This is a genomic window from Aestuariibacter sp. GS-14 (assembly GCF_006494365.1).
In the GTDB taxonomy this organism is placed as follows: Bacteria; Pseudomonadota; Gammaproteobacteria; order Enterobacterales; family Alteromonadaceae; genus Alteromonas; species Alteromonas mangrovi.
The window spans coordinates 80709-97766 of the sequence record NZ_VHIP01000001.1; the positions used below are offsets into that span (position 1 = coordinate 80709).

Annotated in this window: 13 protein-coding genes; 9 read left to right on the forward strand and 4 right to left on the reverse strand. The window is 48.2% G+C overall.

The window, feature by feature from the left end; genetic code table 11:
• Positions 1-7: 7 nt before the first annotated feature.
• From FJ444_RS00345 to FJ444_RS00385, 9 genes are all read left to right on the forward strand, one after another.
• On the forward strand, positions 8-1858 hold the full coding sequence (locus FJ444_RS00345) for a DUF885 family protein (RefSeq protein WP_140955921.1): 1851 nt from the start codon (positions 8-10) through the stop codon (positions 1856-1858).
• 113 nt (positions 1859-1971) lie between these two features.
• The gene (locus tag FJ444_RS00350; protein WP_140955923.1) at positions 1972-2487 is read left to right on the forward strand and encodes a sigma-70 family RNA polymerase sigma factor; all 516 of its coding nucleotides are present in this window, start codon (positions 1972-1974) and stop codon (positions 2485-2487) included.
• The gene (locus FJ444_RS00355; RefSeq protein WP_140955925.1) at positions 2480-3181 is read left to right on the forward strand and encodes a DUF3379 family protein; all 702 of its coding nucleotides are present in this window, start codon (positions 2480-2482) and stop codon (positions 3179-3181) included. Before FJ444_RS00350 ends, FJ444_RS00355 begins: the two co-directional genes overlap by 8 nt.
• Positions 3182-3326: 145 nt before the next feature.
• Positions 3327-4838 carry a sodium/proline symporter PutP gene (gene putP, locus FJ444_RS00360; protein ID WP_140955927.1) on the forward strand — a complete coding sequence of 504 codons (1512 nt, stop codon included), beginning with the start codon at positions 3327-3329 and terminating at the stop codon, positions 4836-4838.
• 392 nt (positions 4839-5230) lie between these two features.
• Positions 5231-6145, forward strand: coding sequence for a sulfate adenylyltransferase subunit CysD (gene cysD, locus FJ444_RS00365; RefSeq protein ID WP_140955929.1), 915 nt, complete (start codon positions 5231-5233; stop codon positions 6143-6145).
• Positions 6145-6738 (forward strand): adenylyl-sulfate kinase, encoded by a 594-nt coding sequence (cysC, locus tag FJ444_RS00370; protein WP_140955931.1) that lies wholly within the window; start codon positions 6145-6147, stop codon positions 6736-6738. Before cysD ends, cysC begins: the two co-directional genes overlap by 1 nt.
• Positions 6738-7526, forward strand: a complete 789-nt coding sequence (gene cysQ / locus FJ444_RS00375; RefSeq protein ID WP_140955933.1) for a 3'(2'),5'-bisphosphate nucleotidase CysQ — start codon at positions 6738-6740, stop codon at positions 7524-7526. Before cysC ends, cysQ begins: the two co-directional genes overlap by 1 nt.
• A gap of 2 nt (positions 7527-7528) precedes the next feature.
• On the forward strand, positions 7529-8944 hold the full coding sequence (gene cysN / locus FJ444_RS00380) for a sulfate adenylyltransferase subunit CysN (protein WP_140955934.1): 1416 nt from the start codon (positions 7529-7531) through the stop codon (positions 8942-8944).
• 17 nt (positions 8945-8961) lie between these two features.
• Positions 8962-10686 carry an SLC13 family permease gene (locus tag FJ444_RS00385; RefSeq protein WP_140955935.1) on the forward strand — a complete coding sequence of 575 codons (1725 nt, stop codon included), beginning with the start codon at positions 8962-8964 and terminating at the stop codon, positions 10684-10686.
• Positions 10687-10736: 50 nt separating this feature from the next.
• Here the strand turns inward: FJ444_RS00385 and FJ444_RS00390 are convergent, their stop codons facing one another.
• The 4 genes from FJ444_RS00390 to FJ444_RS00405 all read right to left on the reverse strand — a co-directional run bounded on the left by FJ444_RS00390 (position 10737) and on the right by FJ444_RS00405 (position 17052).
• A complete protein-coding gene (locus FJ444_RS00390; protein WP_140955936.1) occupies positions 10737-11966 on the reverse strand; it encodes a diguanylate cyclase in 1230 nt (409 codons plus the stop codon).
• 252 nt (positions 11967-12218) lie between these two features.
• Complete coding sequence (locus FJ444_RS00395) at positions 12219-12971, reverse strand: DUF3307 domain-containing protein (RefSeq protein WP_140955937.1); 753 nt, start codon at positions 12969-12971, stop codon at positions 12219-12221.
• Positions 12964-13614, reverse strand: coding sequence for a MarR family transcriptional regulator (locus tag FJ444_RS00400; protein ID WP_140955938.1), 651 nt, complete (start codon positions 13612-13614; stop codon positions 12964-12966). The genes FJ444_RS00395 and FJ444_RS00400 overlap by 8 nt, the downstream gene beginning before the upstream one ends.
• A gap of 228 nt (positions 13615-13842) precedes the next feature.
• A complete protein-coding gene (locus FJ444_RS00405) occupies positions 13843-17052 on the reverse strand; it encodes a glycoside hydrolase family 3 N-terminal domain-containing protein (RefSeq protein WP_140955939.1) in 3210 nt (1069 codons plus the stop codon).
• Positions 17053-17058: the final 6 nt, after the last annotated feature.

Here is a 17058-nt window from a genome sequence, read left to right on the forward strand (position 1 = left end):
GGTTCTTATGCACATTCAAACACAGAAATTACGAAAGTTAAGCGCCATTGCTTTAGCAGTGAGTGGGCTAATTGCCTGCTCACCGGCAACGCAAACCACCGCCCCAACATCAGATACTGCTCAATCGGTGCAGGCACAATCTGAATCAGAACGTCTGGCAGCCTATTTTGAGCAAACCTTCCAGGACGACTTAAAACGCTCCCCGACTTTCCAGAGCTATCTGGGTATAAAATGGGACTACGACAAATGGGGTGATGAAAGCGACGCTTTTGCTGACGAAAGTATCGCCATTGCCAAAAAGCGCTTACAAGAAATTTCGCAGTTTGATATCAGCAAGCTGAGCGAACAGGAACAAATGAGTGTTCGCCTGTTCAAGCTGGGAATCGAGCGGGATTTAGAAAACGACAAATACCGCCACCATACCTATATTGTGCATCAGTTCAGAGCAGCTCATACCTCTGTTCCCAGCTTTCTGATCAACATTCACCGGGTAACCAGTGTGGATGACGCCAATGCCTACATTGCCCGTTTAAATAACGTACCTGGCAATTTTGATCAGGTAATTGAGCAAATGCAGATACGCGAAGCCCTTGGTGTGTTTCCACCCAAGTGGGCTTATGATCAAATGATTGAAGCGTCACAAAATGTGATTAGCGGCATGCCATTTGATGATTCTGACAAACCCTCTACGCTGTTGAAAGATTTCAGCGACAAAGTCGACGCCCTGAATCTGCCTGAAAATGAAGCATCGGCCCTGAAAGAGCAAGCTAAAACCGCACTGCTTACGTCTGTGAAGCCGGCTTATGAAAAGCTGATGGCAGCATTTGCCCATCAAAAGACCGTTAGCCCTGAAGGTGACGGTGTTTGGCGTTTACCCGATGGCGACAAATGGTATCAGAACCGCCTTAACTGGTTCACCACAACAGATTTAACCGCTGACGAAGTGCATCAGATTGGTCTTGATAATGTAGAGCGCATTCACAATGCGATGCGCGACATTATGAAGCAGGTTGAATTTGACGGCACGCTGCAGGAGTTCTTTGAATTCATGCGCACCGACAAGCAGTTCTATTACCCGAATACCGATGAAGGACGCGAGCGCTATCTGGCAGAAGCAACCGCCGCCATTGATACTATGCGCGAGGCTCTACCGGCGTATTTTGGTTTAACGCCAAAAGCGCCGATGATAGTAAAACGTGTTGAGGCTTTTCGCGAAAAATCAGCGGGTAAGGCCTTTTATCAAAATCCTGCGCAGGATGGCTCACGCCCGGGTATCTATTACGCCAACCTGTATGACATGAACGCCATGCCAACCTACCAAATGGAAGCGTTGGCGTACCACGAAGGCATACCCGGTCACCATATGCAGCGCGCTATTGCGCTTGAGTTGGACGGCATTCCGCAATTCCAGAAATTCCTGAGCTTTACTGCCTATACTGAAGGATGGGGTTTATACACCGAAGAACTCGCCAAAGACATGGGCTTTTACCAGGACCCCTACTCCGACTTTGGACGCCTGGCAATGGAATTATGGCGAGCCTGCCGTTTAGTGGTAGACACTGGCATTCACGCGAAAAAATGGAGTCGCGAAGAAGCGATTGCGTATTTGATCGCCAACACGCCGAATCCGGAATACGATGCCGTTAAAGCGATTGAACGATACATTGCCATGCCGGGTCAGGCAACGGCCTACATGATAGGAAAACTGAAGATAATGGAGCTGCGCGAAGCAGCAAAAGCCACTCTGGGTGATAATTTCAGTTATGCCCAATTCCATGACGTTGTGCTCAAAGATGGTCCTGTGCCATTGTCGGTACTGGAAGAAAAAGTACATCAGTGGGTTGAAAGTAAATCGTAATCTCACTCATTGTTTGATTGTGATAAAAAGGAGCTTCGCGCTCCTTTTTTGTTTTTTTGAAAAAAATCACCTACTGTTGAAATTTGTTTTACAGCGTGTCGGTCTATTCGGACATGAAAGAAAAAACTCAACGCTATGAAGCTTTAGTTCGCGCTCTGCACGCCGACGTGTATCGATACGCTTACTGGCTCACTAATAATAAGGCCACTGCCGAAGATATTGTGCAGGAAACGTTCCTGCGCGCCTGGCGCGCCCTCGACTCCCTGCAGGATGAAAAAGCCGCAAAATCCTGGCTTATCACCATTTTGCGACGAGAGAATGCACGGCGCTTTGAGCGCAAGCAGTTTGATTTGGTAGACATCGACGATGTGTCAGTTTCTGTGTCATCAGCAGACTGTCACGACAACGATACGGAAATCCGGCAACTGCGACGGGCGATGGCAAAACTGGAAGAAGACTACCGGGAACCGCTGGTACTTCAGATTCTGTTTGGTTTTAGTGGTGACGAAATAGCCCAACAACTGGATTTAAACAAAAACACCGTCATGACACGATTATTCCGTGCCCGCGCGCAATTAAAAGAAGCGCTGGCTCCCAGTCAACCTGAGCGAGGTCGCCAAAATGGATGAATTAGAATTTCGGCGCCGCATTTATGCTAACCCTGCGGATACCGACGAAGCCTTAGTGCAAGCAGCAAACGACGATAAAGGGTATGATGACTTTTGGCAGGATGTTAAACGTCTCGACGATAAACTCACACGCGCCATTGATGTGCCCGTGCCCGATGATTTAGCCAATAAGCTTATTTGGCAGCAAAGTGTACGCGAGTTCGCACACAAAAAGCGTAAAAACCGCTGGTACATTGGCCTGGCGGCAAGTGTTGCATTAACGGCTGGCGTAGGCATTACCGCCTGGCAGCAACAACATGTCTCTCTGGGTGACGCCGCGCTTGCGCATATGTACTACGCGGAACATGAAACGCCGGTAGGCGACGCACCGGTAACCGCGCAAATTGCCAATGCCAAACTGGCACAGTTCGGTGCAGAGATTGATCCGGCCATTGGCAAAATCGCGTCGGTAAATTACTGTCATCTGGATTCAATACGCAGCTTACACCTGATCATTGAAACCGCTCAGGGGCGAATGTCAGTTTTTCTGGTGCCAGAGAAAAATCACCCGGTAAAAAATAGCTTTTCTGACAAGGCGTACGAAGGTTTATCTTATGCTTTTAACCATGCCAATGTGTTAGTGGTAGGCGAAAAAGGCGCGGATATACCGTCATTTCAATCCATCCTGAAGCAAAGTTTAAAGTTCTCTGCATAAACCGTTGCACATGGCCTGCCTGAAAGCAGGTCATGTGTTCAAATCGCTTAAACACGCTAATTCCCGACTCCCGGTAGAAACCAGCCGACCCATCCTGATATAGTAACCATCACTACAATAACGATAACGACAGAAGGAAGCGCTAATGGAAGTTGGCACTATGGTCTCTCTGGGGCTGTATTTTTTAGTGATGTTAGGCATTGGTTGGTATGGCTACAAAGAGGCCGACACCAGTGTAGAAGGCTACATGCTGGGTGGCCGCAAACTCGGTCCAGCAGTAACGGCGCTGTCTGCCGGCGCATCCGATATGAGCGGATGGATGCTGATGGGATTACCCGGTGCAATGTATGTGGCAGGTATTTCGGCAGCCTGGATTGCCATTGGCCTTACCATTGGTGCCTTTTTAAATTATATTCTGGTTGCCCCTCGTTTGCGGGTTTACACCGAAATCGCCAATAACGCGATTACCCTGCCCGATTACTTCGAAAACCGTTTTGCCGATAACAGCCGCATGTTGCGGGTGATTGCTTCAGTGGTCATAGTGGTATTCTTTACCCTTTATACCTCTTCGGGTGTAGTAGCAGGCGGCAAATTATTCGAATCTTCGTTTAATTTAAGCTACGAAATGGGCTTGTATGTTACCGCCGGCGTGGTAGTTGCCTACACAATGATTGGTGGCTTTATGGCTGTGAGCATGACCGATTTTGTACAAGGCTGTATCATGTTTATTTCGCTCATCCTGGTGCCGGTTGTCGTTGTGATGGAGCTTGGCGGTGTATCCCAGGCCAATCAGATCATTACCAGTATCGACCCAGCCATGTTTGACCTGTTTACCGATGCTGCGAGCGGCACAACGTTGTCGTTTATCGGTATTTTATCGCTATTGGCCTGGGGATTCGGTTATTTTGGCCAACCGCACATTATCGTCCGTTTTATGGCGATCCGCTCGGTAAAAGCCATTCCGGTTGCCCGCCGCATCGGTATGAGCTGGATGATCCTGTCGATTACCGGTGCATTGATGACCGGGTTATATGGCTTAGCCTATGTTACTCAACAACCCGACGTGACCATTGATCCCGAGACCGTCTTCATTTACTTGTCACAAATCCTGTTCCATCCCTTGATTGCCGGTTTCTTATTGGCTGCCATTCTGGCGGCAATCATGAGCACTATTTCATCTCAGTTATTAGTTACCTCCAGTTCGCTAACCAGTGATTTCTATCAAATATTTCTGCGTAAAGAGGCGTCAGAGGGAGAACTGGTGATTGCGGGGCGTGTTTCCGTTGTTTTGGTTGCTGCCGTTGCCATTGCGCTCGCATATGATCGCGACAGCACTATACTATCGCTGGTGAGTAATGCCTGGGCCGGCTTTGGCGCGGCATTTGGTCCTCTGGTACTGTTCAGCCTGTTCTCTCGCAATATGACCCGCGCAGCAGCATTTGCCGGAATGATCACGGGCGCTGCCACCGTACTCTTATGGATTTATTTACCAGTGCAAATTCAGGGGCAAAGCCTGAGTCAGTGGATGTACGAAATCGTGCCCGGCTTTGTATTATCGAGCATTGCAATTGTGGTAGTGAGTAAATTCACCCAACCCAGGGAGAGCGTTCAGGCTACTTTTGCCAAATTTGAACAAGCATTGCATCAGCAACGTTAATGCTTATGGCGGCTTAGGGTTTGCAAACCCTAAGCCGCCATACCCTTAATACACCCTTGCAATACACCCTCTCGACACACCCATATAACCATTTGATATAAAATACATCAATGTGGTTTTAAAAAATTCCATTACGTCCTCTCGTCATACCACAGAAATCAGGCGTATACTGCTCTACCCTGTATACTCATACACAACCAGAATCCCTTAACCAGCCTCACTTTTGTCATTTGCATGAGCCGACGTCTTCTTTGTGGAAGAGCCGGTTTAATACAAAGGAATAAAAGGGCTATTTCAAATAGCTAAATGGCATAGCACAAATGCGCCTAAATATGTTAGGGTTCTATGTATATAATCATTTCGTATATAAACCTAAACTTCGGACTCGATAAATGACTGCAAGTATCCCGTCAACCACCCATTTGAAACAACTCGAAGCCGAGAGTATCCATATCTTTCGTGAAGTTGCTGCGGAATTCGAAAACCCAGTAATGCTGTATTCCGTAGGCAAGGATTCCTCGGTGCTGTTACACCTGGCACGTAAAGCATTTGCGCCAGGCAAAATCCCATTCCCGTTATTGCACGTTGATACCACGTGGAAATTCCGCGAAATGATAGAGTTTCGTGATCAGCAGGCCAAAAAGCACGGCTTTGACCTACTGGTGCATATTAATCAGGAAGGCGTCGACATGGGCATGGGTCCATTCAGCCATGGCAGTGCCAAGCACACTGACGTGATGAAAACCGCAGCCCTGAAGCAGGCACTGAACAAATACAAATTCGATGCCGCCTTTGGTGGTGCCCGTCGTGACGAAGAAAAGTCACGTGCAAAAGAACGTGTTTATTCATTCCGTGACAGCAACCACCGCTGGGATCCAAAAAACCAGCGTCCGGAACTGTGGAATATTTATAACTCGCAAATCAACAAGGGCGAGAGCATCCGTGTATTCCCGATGTCTAACTGGACCGAACTGGATATCTGGCAATACATCTACAAAGAGAACATTGATATTCCACAACTGTACCTGGCCAAACCACGCCCAGTTGTGAAGCGTGATGGCGTATTGATCATGGTTGACGACGATCGCATGCCGCTGAAAGAAGGCGAAGTACCAGAGATGAAATCCGTGCGTTTCCGTACGCTGGGATGTTACCCACTGACTGGTGCAGTTGAGTCAACCGCGGCCACACTGCCAGAAGTTATCCAGGAAATGCTGTTAACTAAAACCTCCGAGCGTCAGGGCCGTGTAATTGACCACGACAGCGCTGGCTCAATGGAGAAGAAGAAAATGGAAGGATACTTCTAATGGCCACCAATATTGTTTGGCATAAGCATGAGATCAATAAAACGACTCGTGCAGAAAGCCTCGGCCAACAACCCCGCGTGCTGTGGCTAACCGGATTGAGCGGTTCGGGTAAATCTACCCTGGCCAATTTGCTTGAAAAGAAACTACACGAACAGGGCAAACATACCTATTTGCTGGATGGCGACAACGTGCGTCACGGCTTATGTGGCGATCTGGGTTTCAGCGATAAAGACCGGGTTGAAAACATTCGTCGCATCAGTGAAGTGGCCAAATTGTTCGTGGATTCGGGATTGGTGGTACTCACCGCGTTTATTTCACCCTTTCAAACCGACCGCGATTTTTGTCGCAACCTGTTGGCAAAGGGTGAATTTATCGAAGTGTTTGTAGACACGCCACTGGCAGTTTGTGAACAACGTGACCCAAAAGGCCTCTACAAAAAGGCGCGCAGTGGCGAAATCAAACACTTTACCGGGATTGATTCTGCCTACGAAGCGCCAAGCGCGCCTGAAGTGCATTTACCGTATCAGGAAGAATCTGCCGAAGACACAGCAGAGCGCTTGTTTAACCTGTTAACCGAAAAAGGATTGTTGTAATGGCCATTACGGACCCTCTCGCGTTGCAAGTGCTTGCGATAGCCAAGGACGCGGGTGCAAAAATTATGGAAATTTACCAGCGCGACTTTGCTGTGTATGAAAAACAGGATACCAGTCCGCTAACAGAAGCAGATTTAGCTGCCCACAAGTGTATTGTGGCCGGTTTAGAAGCCATTTCAGACTTGCCAATACTGTCGGAAGAATCGGCTGATATCCCATGGGAAGAGCGTAAAACCTGGAACCAGTACTGGCTAGTCGATCCACTCGATGGCACCAAGGAATTCATTAAAAAGAACGGTGAATTTACCGTCAATATCGCACTGATTGACGGCGGCAAGCCGGTGATGGGCGTGGTATATGCACCGGCTCTGGCAAAGTCCTATGTCGGGATTGTTGGTCAGGGTGCCTGGACTGAAACCGCAGAAGGTGTAAGCGCCATTTCTGCCAAAGTGCACAGTGAAGGTGAAGTGTGGAAAGTGGTGGGTAGCCGCTCGCACCAGAGCCCTGAAATTAAGAATCTGCTGGACCTGCTTGGCGGAGAATCAGAACTGGTTGCCATGGGCAGCTCACTGAAACTATGCCTGGTTGCCGAAGGCGAAGCACATCTGTACCCGCGACTGGGCCCAACCTCTGAATGGGACACCGGCGCTGCGCATGCCGTAGCATTAGCTGCTGGCGCAAACGTGACTGTACTGGATGGCGCAAACCCACTGAATCCTGACGCTGAGGCTCTTACCTACAATCAGAAAGAGTCTGTGTTAAACCCTTATTTCCTCGTGAGTGCATAAGCATGAATAACGAAAACGAATTATTGAAAGAAGACATTCTGTCGTACCTGGATCAACACGAACATAAAGACCTGCTGCGCTTCTTAACCTGCGGCAGCGTTGACGACGGAAAAAGTACCTTAATCGGCCGCCTGCTGCACGATTCAAAAATGATTTATGAAGATCAGTTGGCTGCGATTACCCAGGACAGCAAGAAAGTCGGTACTACCGGCGACAAAGTTGACCTGGCACTACTAGTGGATGGTTTGCAGTCAGAGCGTGAGCAAGGCATCACCATTGACGTAGCCTACCGCTACTTCTCTACTGACAAGCGCAAGTTCATTATTGCCGACACCCCCGGACACGAGCAATACACCCGTAACATGGTAACCGGTGCCTCTAACTGTGACCTGGCTATCCTGATGGTAGACGCCCGCGCAGGTGTAAAAACGCAAACGCGTCGTCACTCATTCCTGGTGTCTTTACTGGGTATTAAGCACGTTATTGTTGCTGTAAATAAAATGGATCTGATGAAATTCAGCGAAGACGTGTACAAGCAAATTCAGGCAGATTACACCGCATTTGCCGCGCAACTGAACATTCCGGATATTCACTTTGTACCAATTTCAGCACTTGATGGCGACAACGTGGTTAATCTGAGTGAGCACACGCCATGGTACAAAGGCAAAACGCTGATGCAAATGCTGGAAACCATTCAAATCAACAAAGACGCCAACACCGAGGACTTCCGCTTCCCGGTACAGTATGTTAACCGTCCAAACCTGGATTTCCGTGGTTTTGCAGGTACTGTTGTGTCTGGTCAGATTAAGCCTGGCGACGAAATCACAGCATTGCCTTCAGGTAAAACCTCTAAGGTGAAGTCGATTGTTACTTTCGATGGCAACCTGGACGAAGCCTATGCACCATTAGCTGTTACTCTGACACTGGAAGACGAAATTGATATTTCCCGTGGTGACATGATTGTAAAATCTGACAACAAGTCACTGCTGAGTACGCAGTTTAAAACGCATTTGGTATGGATGGCCGAAGAGCCAATGATGCCAAACAAGCAATACATGTTTAAGTTTGCTACCAAAACCACGCCTGGCAGTATTGCCGCTATCGATCACCTGATTGATGTGAACACACTGAAGCAAAGCCAGTCGTTGCACATGAATCTGAACGAAATTGGCGTGGTAGACGTGAAGTTCACCCAGCCAGTGCCTTGCGATCCGTACAAGCGCAATCGTGCTACCGGTGCATTTATTGTGATCGACCGCTTAACCAATGGTACGGTTGGTGCGGGTATGATCATCGATGAACTTGCGAAGGACAAGCTGCATGGCGCCACTGAATTCTCTGCATTCGAGCTTGAATTCAATGAACTGGTTCGCAAGCATTTCCCTCACTGGAATGCTATCGACATTAGCAAGCTGTAGGAGCAGGATCTAACAACATGGATCTGAACCACCTCGTGGTACTGGGGTTTTTCCTCGGTACCATCGGGGCGTTGATTTTTTCAAATCAACGCCCCTCCACTATTTTCGCGCTTGCGGTGTTGGGTTTATTAGTTACTCAACAAATCAAATTTGATGAAATTTTAGCCAATCTTACTAACAAAGGCCTGATTACACTTATTCTGTTGCTGCTTGTTAGTAGCGCCATCGACAAAACCGCCTTTATCAAACGCCTTGCGCGAAAGCTGATAACCGCTAACTTTACCCACTCATTCTGGCGACTGTTCGGTTTAACCTTCTTTTCGTCGGCACTACTCAATAACACGGCCATAGTTGCCAGTTTAATTGGGCCGGTAAAACAGAATCAGTATCACCCTGCTTCGCGCTTTCTGATCCCGTTATCCTATGCTGCGATTTTGGGTGGCACGGTAACCTTAATTGGTACCTCGACTAACCTGATTGTTGATAGCTTCCTGCAAGAGCATGGTCATCCAGGCTTTGGTTTTCTCGACTTTACCGTTGTGGGCCTTGGTGCAGGGTTAACGTGTGGTGTATTAATGTATGCACTTTCTCCCCTGTTGCCGAGTATTGCCAATAAGCAAAATGACTTCAGAGAATACATTGTAGAAGCGGAAGTCAGTGACGATTCTGAACTGGTTGGAAAAACCGTTGAACAGAACCACCTGCGTAACCTACCTGAGTTGTTTTTGGTTGAAGTAGTAAGAAAGCGCAAACTGATTAGCCCGGTAGGGCCGGATTTGGTGATTCAGGGTGGCGACAAACTCATTTTCTCGGGTAATGTGAAAAACCTGGATGCGCTTTCGCACATCAAAGGATTAACCACGTTTGCCGAAGCCGATGGATTAATGCGGGAAAACCTCACCGAAGTGATTGTGTCAAACCGTGCGCAAATCATAGGACAAACTATTAAAGCACTGGGCTTTCGTGCGCTTTTTGATGCCGCTGTAGTGGCTATTCGTCGCGATGGCGAGCAGCTCTCAGGCAAATTAGGTGAAATCAAGCTACAGGCTGGTGATTTTTTGTTACTGGCCGTCGGGCCGGATTTCAACTCTCGCCATAACCTGACCAAAAACTTCTTTATACTGTCTGAACAACGCATCTCGCGTCCACTATCAACGCCACAGGAATGGATCACAGTTGGCGGCTTTTTGACCATCGTGGCCCTTGCTGCAACTGAAATACTGTCGCTGGCAGTAGGCTTGTTATTTTTCGCTGCAGTGCTGGTGGGAGCGAATGTTACGTCCAGCGGCGAAATCAAACGCAATATGCCGTTAAACCTCATCGTAGTGATTGTAGGGGCGTTGTCGCTGGCAACCGGATTGGAAAATTCAGGCGTTATTGCACTCAGTACAGACCAACTGCTGCCTTATCTGGCCGACACCAACTGGCTGGTAGCACTGATAGTAGTTTATGTTCTGACACTTGCGTTAACAGAATTTGTTACCAACAACGCTGCTGCGGCACTTATGTTTCCGTTTGCATATGGTTTGGTAGAAATTATTGGCGCACCGCTTTTACCGTTTGCACTGGCTGTTGCATTCGCTGCAAGCGCCAGTTTTATCTCACCGTATGGTTATCAAACCAACTTATTGGTGTATAACGCAGCAAACTATAAGTTTAGTCACTTTGTTCGATTTGGATTACCGGTCTCTATAGTGTATTCCAGTATTGTGATCACACTGCTCAACGTGTTGTATTTATAATGAAAAACGGCCCGTTCACGGGCCGTTTTCTTATGAACCCGAAGCGAGAGCTAACCCGCCAACATTTCAATTACCCTGTTTTTACCGGTATGCTTGGCCCGGTATAATCGTTTATCTGCAACGTCAATCAGTTCTTCCAGACCACCTGTGTTACCCTCGCTTACCCCAATACTGCAAGTCATCGCAATTTTGTGCTCGGTAAACACCAGTTCGCGTAATTTCTGCATAAATAAATCCGTGGTTTTCATTACCTCCGGATAAGGTCTTTCAGACAAAACAACAAATTCCTCGCCACCATACCGCGCTACCAGGTCATCAGAAAAATAGCGTTTTAACAGCAGAGAGAAAGCCTCTAGCAGCTTATCCCCCGTTTTATGGCCGTAGGTATCATTGATGGGTTTAAAGTCATCTACATCAATAATGGCTACCGTGACGCTTACCTTTGCATCCAGCAGTGATTCGCCATGTTCAAACAAAAACCGGCGGTTATAGGTATTGGTTAATGGGTCGATATTTGCAGAGTCCCTTACCTGCGCCATCATCTCCTGTAGCTCCAGACTATGCAGTACACGGCAAAAGAACTCTTCATGATAAAACGGTTTACTCAGGAAATCGTTCGCACCGCTTTTAATGAATTTTGCCGACAACATGCTGTTACCTGTTGCCGAAAGACCAATAAAAATAAGATCCTGGAATTGTCGCTCCTGTCGGATCCGCTTCACTAACTGGAACCCATCCATATTGGGCATCATGTAGTCTGAAATCACCAGCTTAATGTCTTTGTGCTCGTTCAGTGCCGCCAGCGCTTCAACACCATCGTTTACGCACACTACATTGAAACGAAATTTTTGCAGAAACTGGCTCAAAAAACGCTGGCTGGTCAGTGAGTCGTCGGCAACCAATACCTTGGTTGAAAGGTTCTTGCGCAGCCGATCGATGAGTTTTACCACCTGCATGTAGGAATACCTGGATTCTTTGGTAATGTAATCCAGTACACCTTTGTCGAGTAGCATATGCCTTAAATGCTCATCAAAGTTGCCGGTGAGCACAATGGTGGGAATATCATACGGTAAGATTATGTCTACGATTTCGCCGTTAGGTGCATCCGGCAAATTGAGATCAACAATGGCGGCAAGAAACGTTTCACCACTATTCAATTGCTTTTGCGCACTGGCTAAATCTTCACACAACACGCTTTGAAAATGGGGGTTATCTTCGATTAATTTAAAGAGAATTTTTCTGACAATCGGACTGTCTTCGGTAACCAGAATTTTGTGCATATTGTTTGCTCATCAAACGTCACATCTGCATCCTAAGGAGAATAACTCAGTTCTTACCCGAAAACTTGCTCCAAGCGCCAAGTTTATACTGATGTCTAAGTCTGCTAGTCCAATGGATTCTTTTTTACACACATTTTATAGATAAAAAAACATCTCTAAATTTAACGATATAAATAAACTTAGAATAGCTACATTCAGCAGATTGTTATTTCGGCTCCACATTCGGCTAACCGAACATCGTCACCCGTTTTTTTACGACAAACCCATTTTGATTAGCGCCCCGGTAAGCGTAGTGATCACAACCGACAGTAATGAGCCTATTAATACGTATTCTGTCATGCTTCGCCCTTCATCTTTGTTAAGCTCGCCAAATCTGAAAATGGATTTAGCGGCCAGCACAAATCCCACCGCAGCGTAACTGTCTGCCAGCACAAAAGTAAGAATAAGTGTGCGCTCCAGGTACCCTATCAGCTCTCCGCCATCAATAAGTCCTTTCAAGGCACTTTGTGTTTTGGCATCGCCAGTCACTACCGTGTATTTTTTCAGTATGCTTCCAATAACAATCGAACTAGGCTTGAAGATAAAAAGGTATCCGGCTAACACCATTATGGTGTCGGGAAACAGTGCGTGCTTAAATGCGTTTTCCAGCGTGGCCGACTCTGTCATATGAAAGGCAATGGCAGCCAGCACTGCAACATGCAGCAGTTGATCGATAGCGAAATACTTAAATTGTTCGCCCTCTTTGACACTGACTTTCCACCAGTCGATTAAAAAGTGACTCACGGCAACAATAACCACCATACTCACCATGGAATGCCACGATAGACCGATAATGGCGGCGGGGATTAATAATCCGAATCCGTGTAATAATGCATGGGTGTAAAGTGCCCATGAACGTATACCATGAGCTTTCTTCGACGCAATCCACGTATCTGGCTGAAGGTAAAAATCACAAAGCAGGTGTATCAATAAAAATGCGGCTATCAAGCTATAAAAATCAAACATCCAATGTCTCCGCAATCCGTGTGCTAAATTGTTGGTTGAGTGCCTGCATCAACGGCCATCCTGACGCTTTAAGCGATTTACTGGCGGTAGCTACGGCAATATTCAGTGTATCAGCTAATTCACTCACCGATAAACTGTCTTCATGTTGCAGCATGGGCAATAACACTTCGCACTGCCGGGGCGTTAACTGCATAAGCTGCCGGTCCAGATACTTTAGCAATAGCTCAAAATCAGTTACCCATTCGGTGCAATCTGAATCAAAACACAGGTATTCTGTCTTGAGTGACTTTAATCCCCTGCCTGAGCGAATAAAGGCTTCCCCCATAGATTCATCTACCAGTTCACGTATACCTTCATTGCGCGCGATGGCAAAGCTCATCCTACTGTCATACATTTTACCAAGCGACTTTATGCCTACCCGGTATAACAATACATATCGCAGCGTATTTGCCGGATCGTAAATTACGCTCTGAAATTCATCGCCCCGCCTTATACTATGGGCATTCGCCGGATGGCATTGAGAAATCCATGCTTGTATTTGCTTAATTTTACTAAGCAAACTCTCAAACTGCCGGGCTGTCAGCTTAGTTGAATTAACAATATCGCCTGTTATTACCGCAAGGGTTTTACCGGTATCGGTCATGATGAGTCCTAGGGGCTGCACATTTTCAGCATCCACCAAGATTAGCCAAAAATGGCTAAAAATGCAAATTTAGCCAAAATAAGCTAAAAACAAAAAATTAGCCATATAAGGCCAAACAAGAAAACAGCTGAGATGATGCAACTCGGAGCCACAGCTAAATACAGATATGAAGCTGGTAAGACAAAACGCAAGCCACCATGCTGCTAACTGCATGGTGGCTCAGCAGCATTACTTAACGTATTGCTGAATAATGGGCTCAATTTGCTTTGCCCATATATCGTAACCATCTTCCTTGGGATGCAGCAGATCAGGCATCACCTCATTGGTGAGCACGCCATCCTTGGTTAAAAATGCCTTACCAAAATCAATAAATTCCACTTGCCGCTCTTTGGCTAATGCTTTGAGCAAGACGTTGGCTTGATTGTTGTTAACACGCAACTCATCATCAGGCTGCGCACTGCGAGGGAATATTGCCTGAATGACCACCTGTGCATCAGGTACCTGAAGCGCCAACTCATCCAAAATCGCAGCCACACCATCCCGAATACGGGTTGGGTCGTCAAAGCGATGGCCGGTGTTGTTAGTACCAATCATCAGCATCACCAGATCAGGTTTTACGTTGCCCAATTCACCATGGCGCAATCGCCACAATACGTTTTCGGTGCGATCGCCACCAAAGCCCAGGTTAAGCGTGTCGATATCCCCAAAATAGCGCTCCCACACCGATTTACCGTCACCTTCCCAGCCATGCGTAATGGAATCACCAATCATCACCAGCTTAGCAGTGCCTTGCTGCGCCTGAGCAACCTTCTCGTTGTGACGCGGCATCCACCAGTCCACGGCCCAGTATTCGTTGAGCGTATCAGGCTGAGTCGCAATGTTGGCCGGACACTGGATTTGCTGCTCTGCCGGTACACTGGCTTCACGACGGAAATGTACATTTGCCAGCGCAAACCGCCCATCGCCACCAGTACGCAGCGTAAAAGCTCGCTGAACTTGCTTGCCATGTTCCGCATTTTCCAGCATACAATGCATAGGAATACTCACCTGTTGCCAGCCTTTGCCTTGCTTTTCCACCGCCCAATCACGCATGGCAATCATATTGCGACAGTTAATATTGCAGTCCAGGATCACATCCAGGCGGCCTTTTTCCATATCATCAATACGAATATCGAATTCCAGCGCGCCATTTGGGTAGAACGGCGACAGGTCGAGCTGACCGCCCGCAATAAACAGTCCCGACATCCAGTCTTGTTTAAAGGTCACCAGCAAGGCATCTTCCTGAATGTCCTTGTCGGTGGTTTCAACGGTGACGGTGCCATCCGGTAACTGCGCAAACGCGCCGCTAAATATCTGATCCCGCTGACTGTTATTTAAAAACACATTGAACGGCTGAAGCGGGCGACCCGCATACAATGCGATATCCTGCACACCCTCGCCAGCCACACCCGACACATCCTCATCTAACTGCGCAACGGTCTTGCCTTTCGCATAGGTCAGGCCATAGCCGTAGGCAAACAGCGGGTCGTAGTTATCATCACCCACATTCAGCGTATCCTGTAGCGGGGTTTTCGGCCAGGAAAAGGCCAGTGTGCCGGTAAAGTCATACACGGGGTCACTACTGCTATCGCCTACCAGTACATCGGCGATCCCCTGTGCTTCACTGCCCGGTAACCAGGCAGCAACAAAAGCATCTGACGCATTAATGTAAGGCGTCACCCACAAAGGTCTACCAGACAAAAACACCGACACAACCGGTATACCATCAGCCTGTAATTGCTTCAGCAGTGTCAGCGTTTCATGCTTGCCGGGGGAGAACTCCAGCGTATTAATATCGCCTTGTCCTTCTGCGTAAGGATCCTCGCCAAACACCACCACAGCCACATCGGGTTTGGTTGCATACTCGCCTTGCGCGGAATAAGTGACATTGCCACCAGCGGCAGACATGGCTTGCTCAAATCCTTGCAGAATACTGGTCGCGCCCACGTAATCAGCTTGCTGCGTGCCGGTACCCTGCCAGGTAACCGTCCAGCCACCACTTTGCTTGGCCAAATCATTCGCGCCGTCGCCCGCTACCAATACGTTGGCATTGGCGGCAATCGGCAGCGTGCGATTGTTGTTCTTCAATAGCACCAACGACTCGCGAACCGCCTGACGAGCCACGTCGCGGTGTGCTTCGCTACCAACAACGGTATTATTCCCACCTAATTCACGCTCAAGCGGGCCTTTGCCATTAAACAGACCCAGTTGTTTTTTGACCAGTAAAATACGGGAAACCGCTTCGTTCAAGCGGCTTTCTGTGATGTTACCCGCCAGCACCTGCGCTAGCGTATTGGCGTACATGGCTTTCCAATCGTAGGGCACCATTACCAAATCCAGTCCGGCATTTACCGTTTGGAAGCAGCTGTCGTTAGTACAACCCGGCAATTGCCCGTGGCCATTCCAGTCTCCAACCACAAAGCCGTTGAAATCGAGCTTGTCGCGCAGAATGTCATTCAACAAATAGCGATTGCCGTGCATTTTGTCACCATTCCATGACGAGAAGCTCGCCATTACGGTGAGTGCACCGGCATCCAGCGTCGAGAAGTACCCCGGTGCGTGTAAGCGGATCAGGTCGGCTTCTGACACTGCGGTATCGCCCTGATCATCGCCTCCTGTGGTACCACCATCGCCCAGGTAATGCTTAACCGACGCTAGCGTGTGCGACTCATCCAGAAAGGATGGCGTACCGGGTTTGCCTTGCATACCGGTAACCAGTGCCGCGCCAAGTGACGCAACGCGGTTCGGGTGCTCAGAATAAGACTCATAGGTTCTGCCCCACCGGTCGTTCCGCGCAACGGCAACCGTAGGCGCAAAGATCCACTCGATCCCGGATGCGCGCACTTCCCGCGCAGTCACTTCGCCAATGCGCGTCATTAATTCAACATTGTTGGCAGCGCCCAAGCCAATGTTATGTGGAAAAATAGTCGCGCCTATTAGATTGCCATGACCATGCACGGCATCGGTTCCCCACAATACAGGGATTGCCACTTCGCCGTTTTCACTGGTTGCCGTGGCATCATAAAAAGACTGGGCAAAGACTGCCCAGTCACGGGCGGTGGCAGCGGCCTGTCGGTTGGGAACAGAGCCACCACCATTTAAAATAGAACCAATATGGTATTGCCGGGCTTCGGCAGGCGTAATGGTTTGAATTTCCGCCTGCATTAACTGACCCACTTTCTGTTCAGTGCTCATTCGGGCCACTAAATCAGCTACAAACGCCTTGTCTTCCTCAGCATAAATAATAGGGCTTTGCAGTGTCGGCCAGTGGGGTGTTTCAACGGAATCCGCTTTCGATGTTGGATCCGGTGCCGTAGCACTGGTACAAGCGACCAGTGCTACGCTCGCAAAGGCTGCCACAATCAGCGACAGCTTGCCCTTAGTAGAAGGTGTATTCATAAACAG

What these genes read in the sequence shown, in the direction of transcription:
- FJ444_RS00345 (WP_140955921.1), top strand. Translation starts at nt 8, where the DNA reads ATGCACATTCAAACACAGAAATTACGAAAGTTAAGCGCCATTGCTTTA.
- cysC (WP_140955931.1), top strand. Translation starts at nt 6,145, where the DNA reads ATGGCCACCAATATTGTTTGGCATAAGCATGAGATCAATAAAACGACT.
- FJ444_RS00400 (WP_140955938.1), bottom strand. Translation starts at nt 13,614, where the DNA reads ATGACCGATACCGGTAAAACCCTTGCGGTAATAACAGGCGATATTGTT.
- FJ444_RS00350 (WP_140955923.1), top strand. Translation starts at nt 1,972, where the DNA reads ATGAAAGAAAAAACTCAACGCTATGAAGCTTTAGTTCGCGCTCTGCAC.
- FJ444_RS00355 (WP_140955925.1), top strand. Translation starts at nt 2,480, where the DNA reads ATGGATGAATTAGAATTTCGGCGCCGCATTTATGCTAACCCTGCGGAT.
- FJ444_RS00405 (WP_140955939.1), bottom strand. Translation starts at nt 17,052, where the DNA reads ATGAATACACCTTCTACTAAGGGCAAGCTGTCGCTGATTGTGGCAGCC.
- putP (WP_140955927.1), top strand. Translation starts at nt 3,327, where the DNA reads ATGGAAGTTGGCACTATGGTCTCTCTGGGGCTGTATTTTTTAGTGATG.
- cysN (WP_140955934.1), top strand. Translation starts at nt 7,529, where the DNA reads ATGAATAACGAAAACGAATTATTGAAAGAAGACATTCTGTCGTACCTG.
- cysD (WP_140955929.1), top strand. Translation starts at nt 5,231, where the DNA reads ATGACTGCAAGTATCCCGTCAACCACCCATTTGAAACAACTCGAAGCC.
- FJ444_RS00385 (WP_140955935.1), top strand. Translation starts at nt 8,962, where the DNA reads ATGGATCTGAACCACCTCGTGGTACTGGGGTTTTTCCTCGGTACCATC.
- cysQ (WP_140955933.1), top strand. Translation starts at nt 6,738, where the DNA reads ATGGCCATTACGGACCCTCTCGCGTTGCAAGTGCTTGCGATAGCCAAG.
- FJ444_RS00390 (WP_140955936.1), bottom strand. Translation starts at nt 11,966, where the DNA reads ATGCACAAAATTCTGGTTACCGAAGACAGTCCGATTGTCAGAAAAATT.
- FJ444_RS00395 (WP_140955937.1), bottom strand. Translation starts at nt 12,971, where the DNA reads ATGTTTGATTTTTATAGCTTGATAGCCGCATTTTTATTGATACACCTG.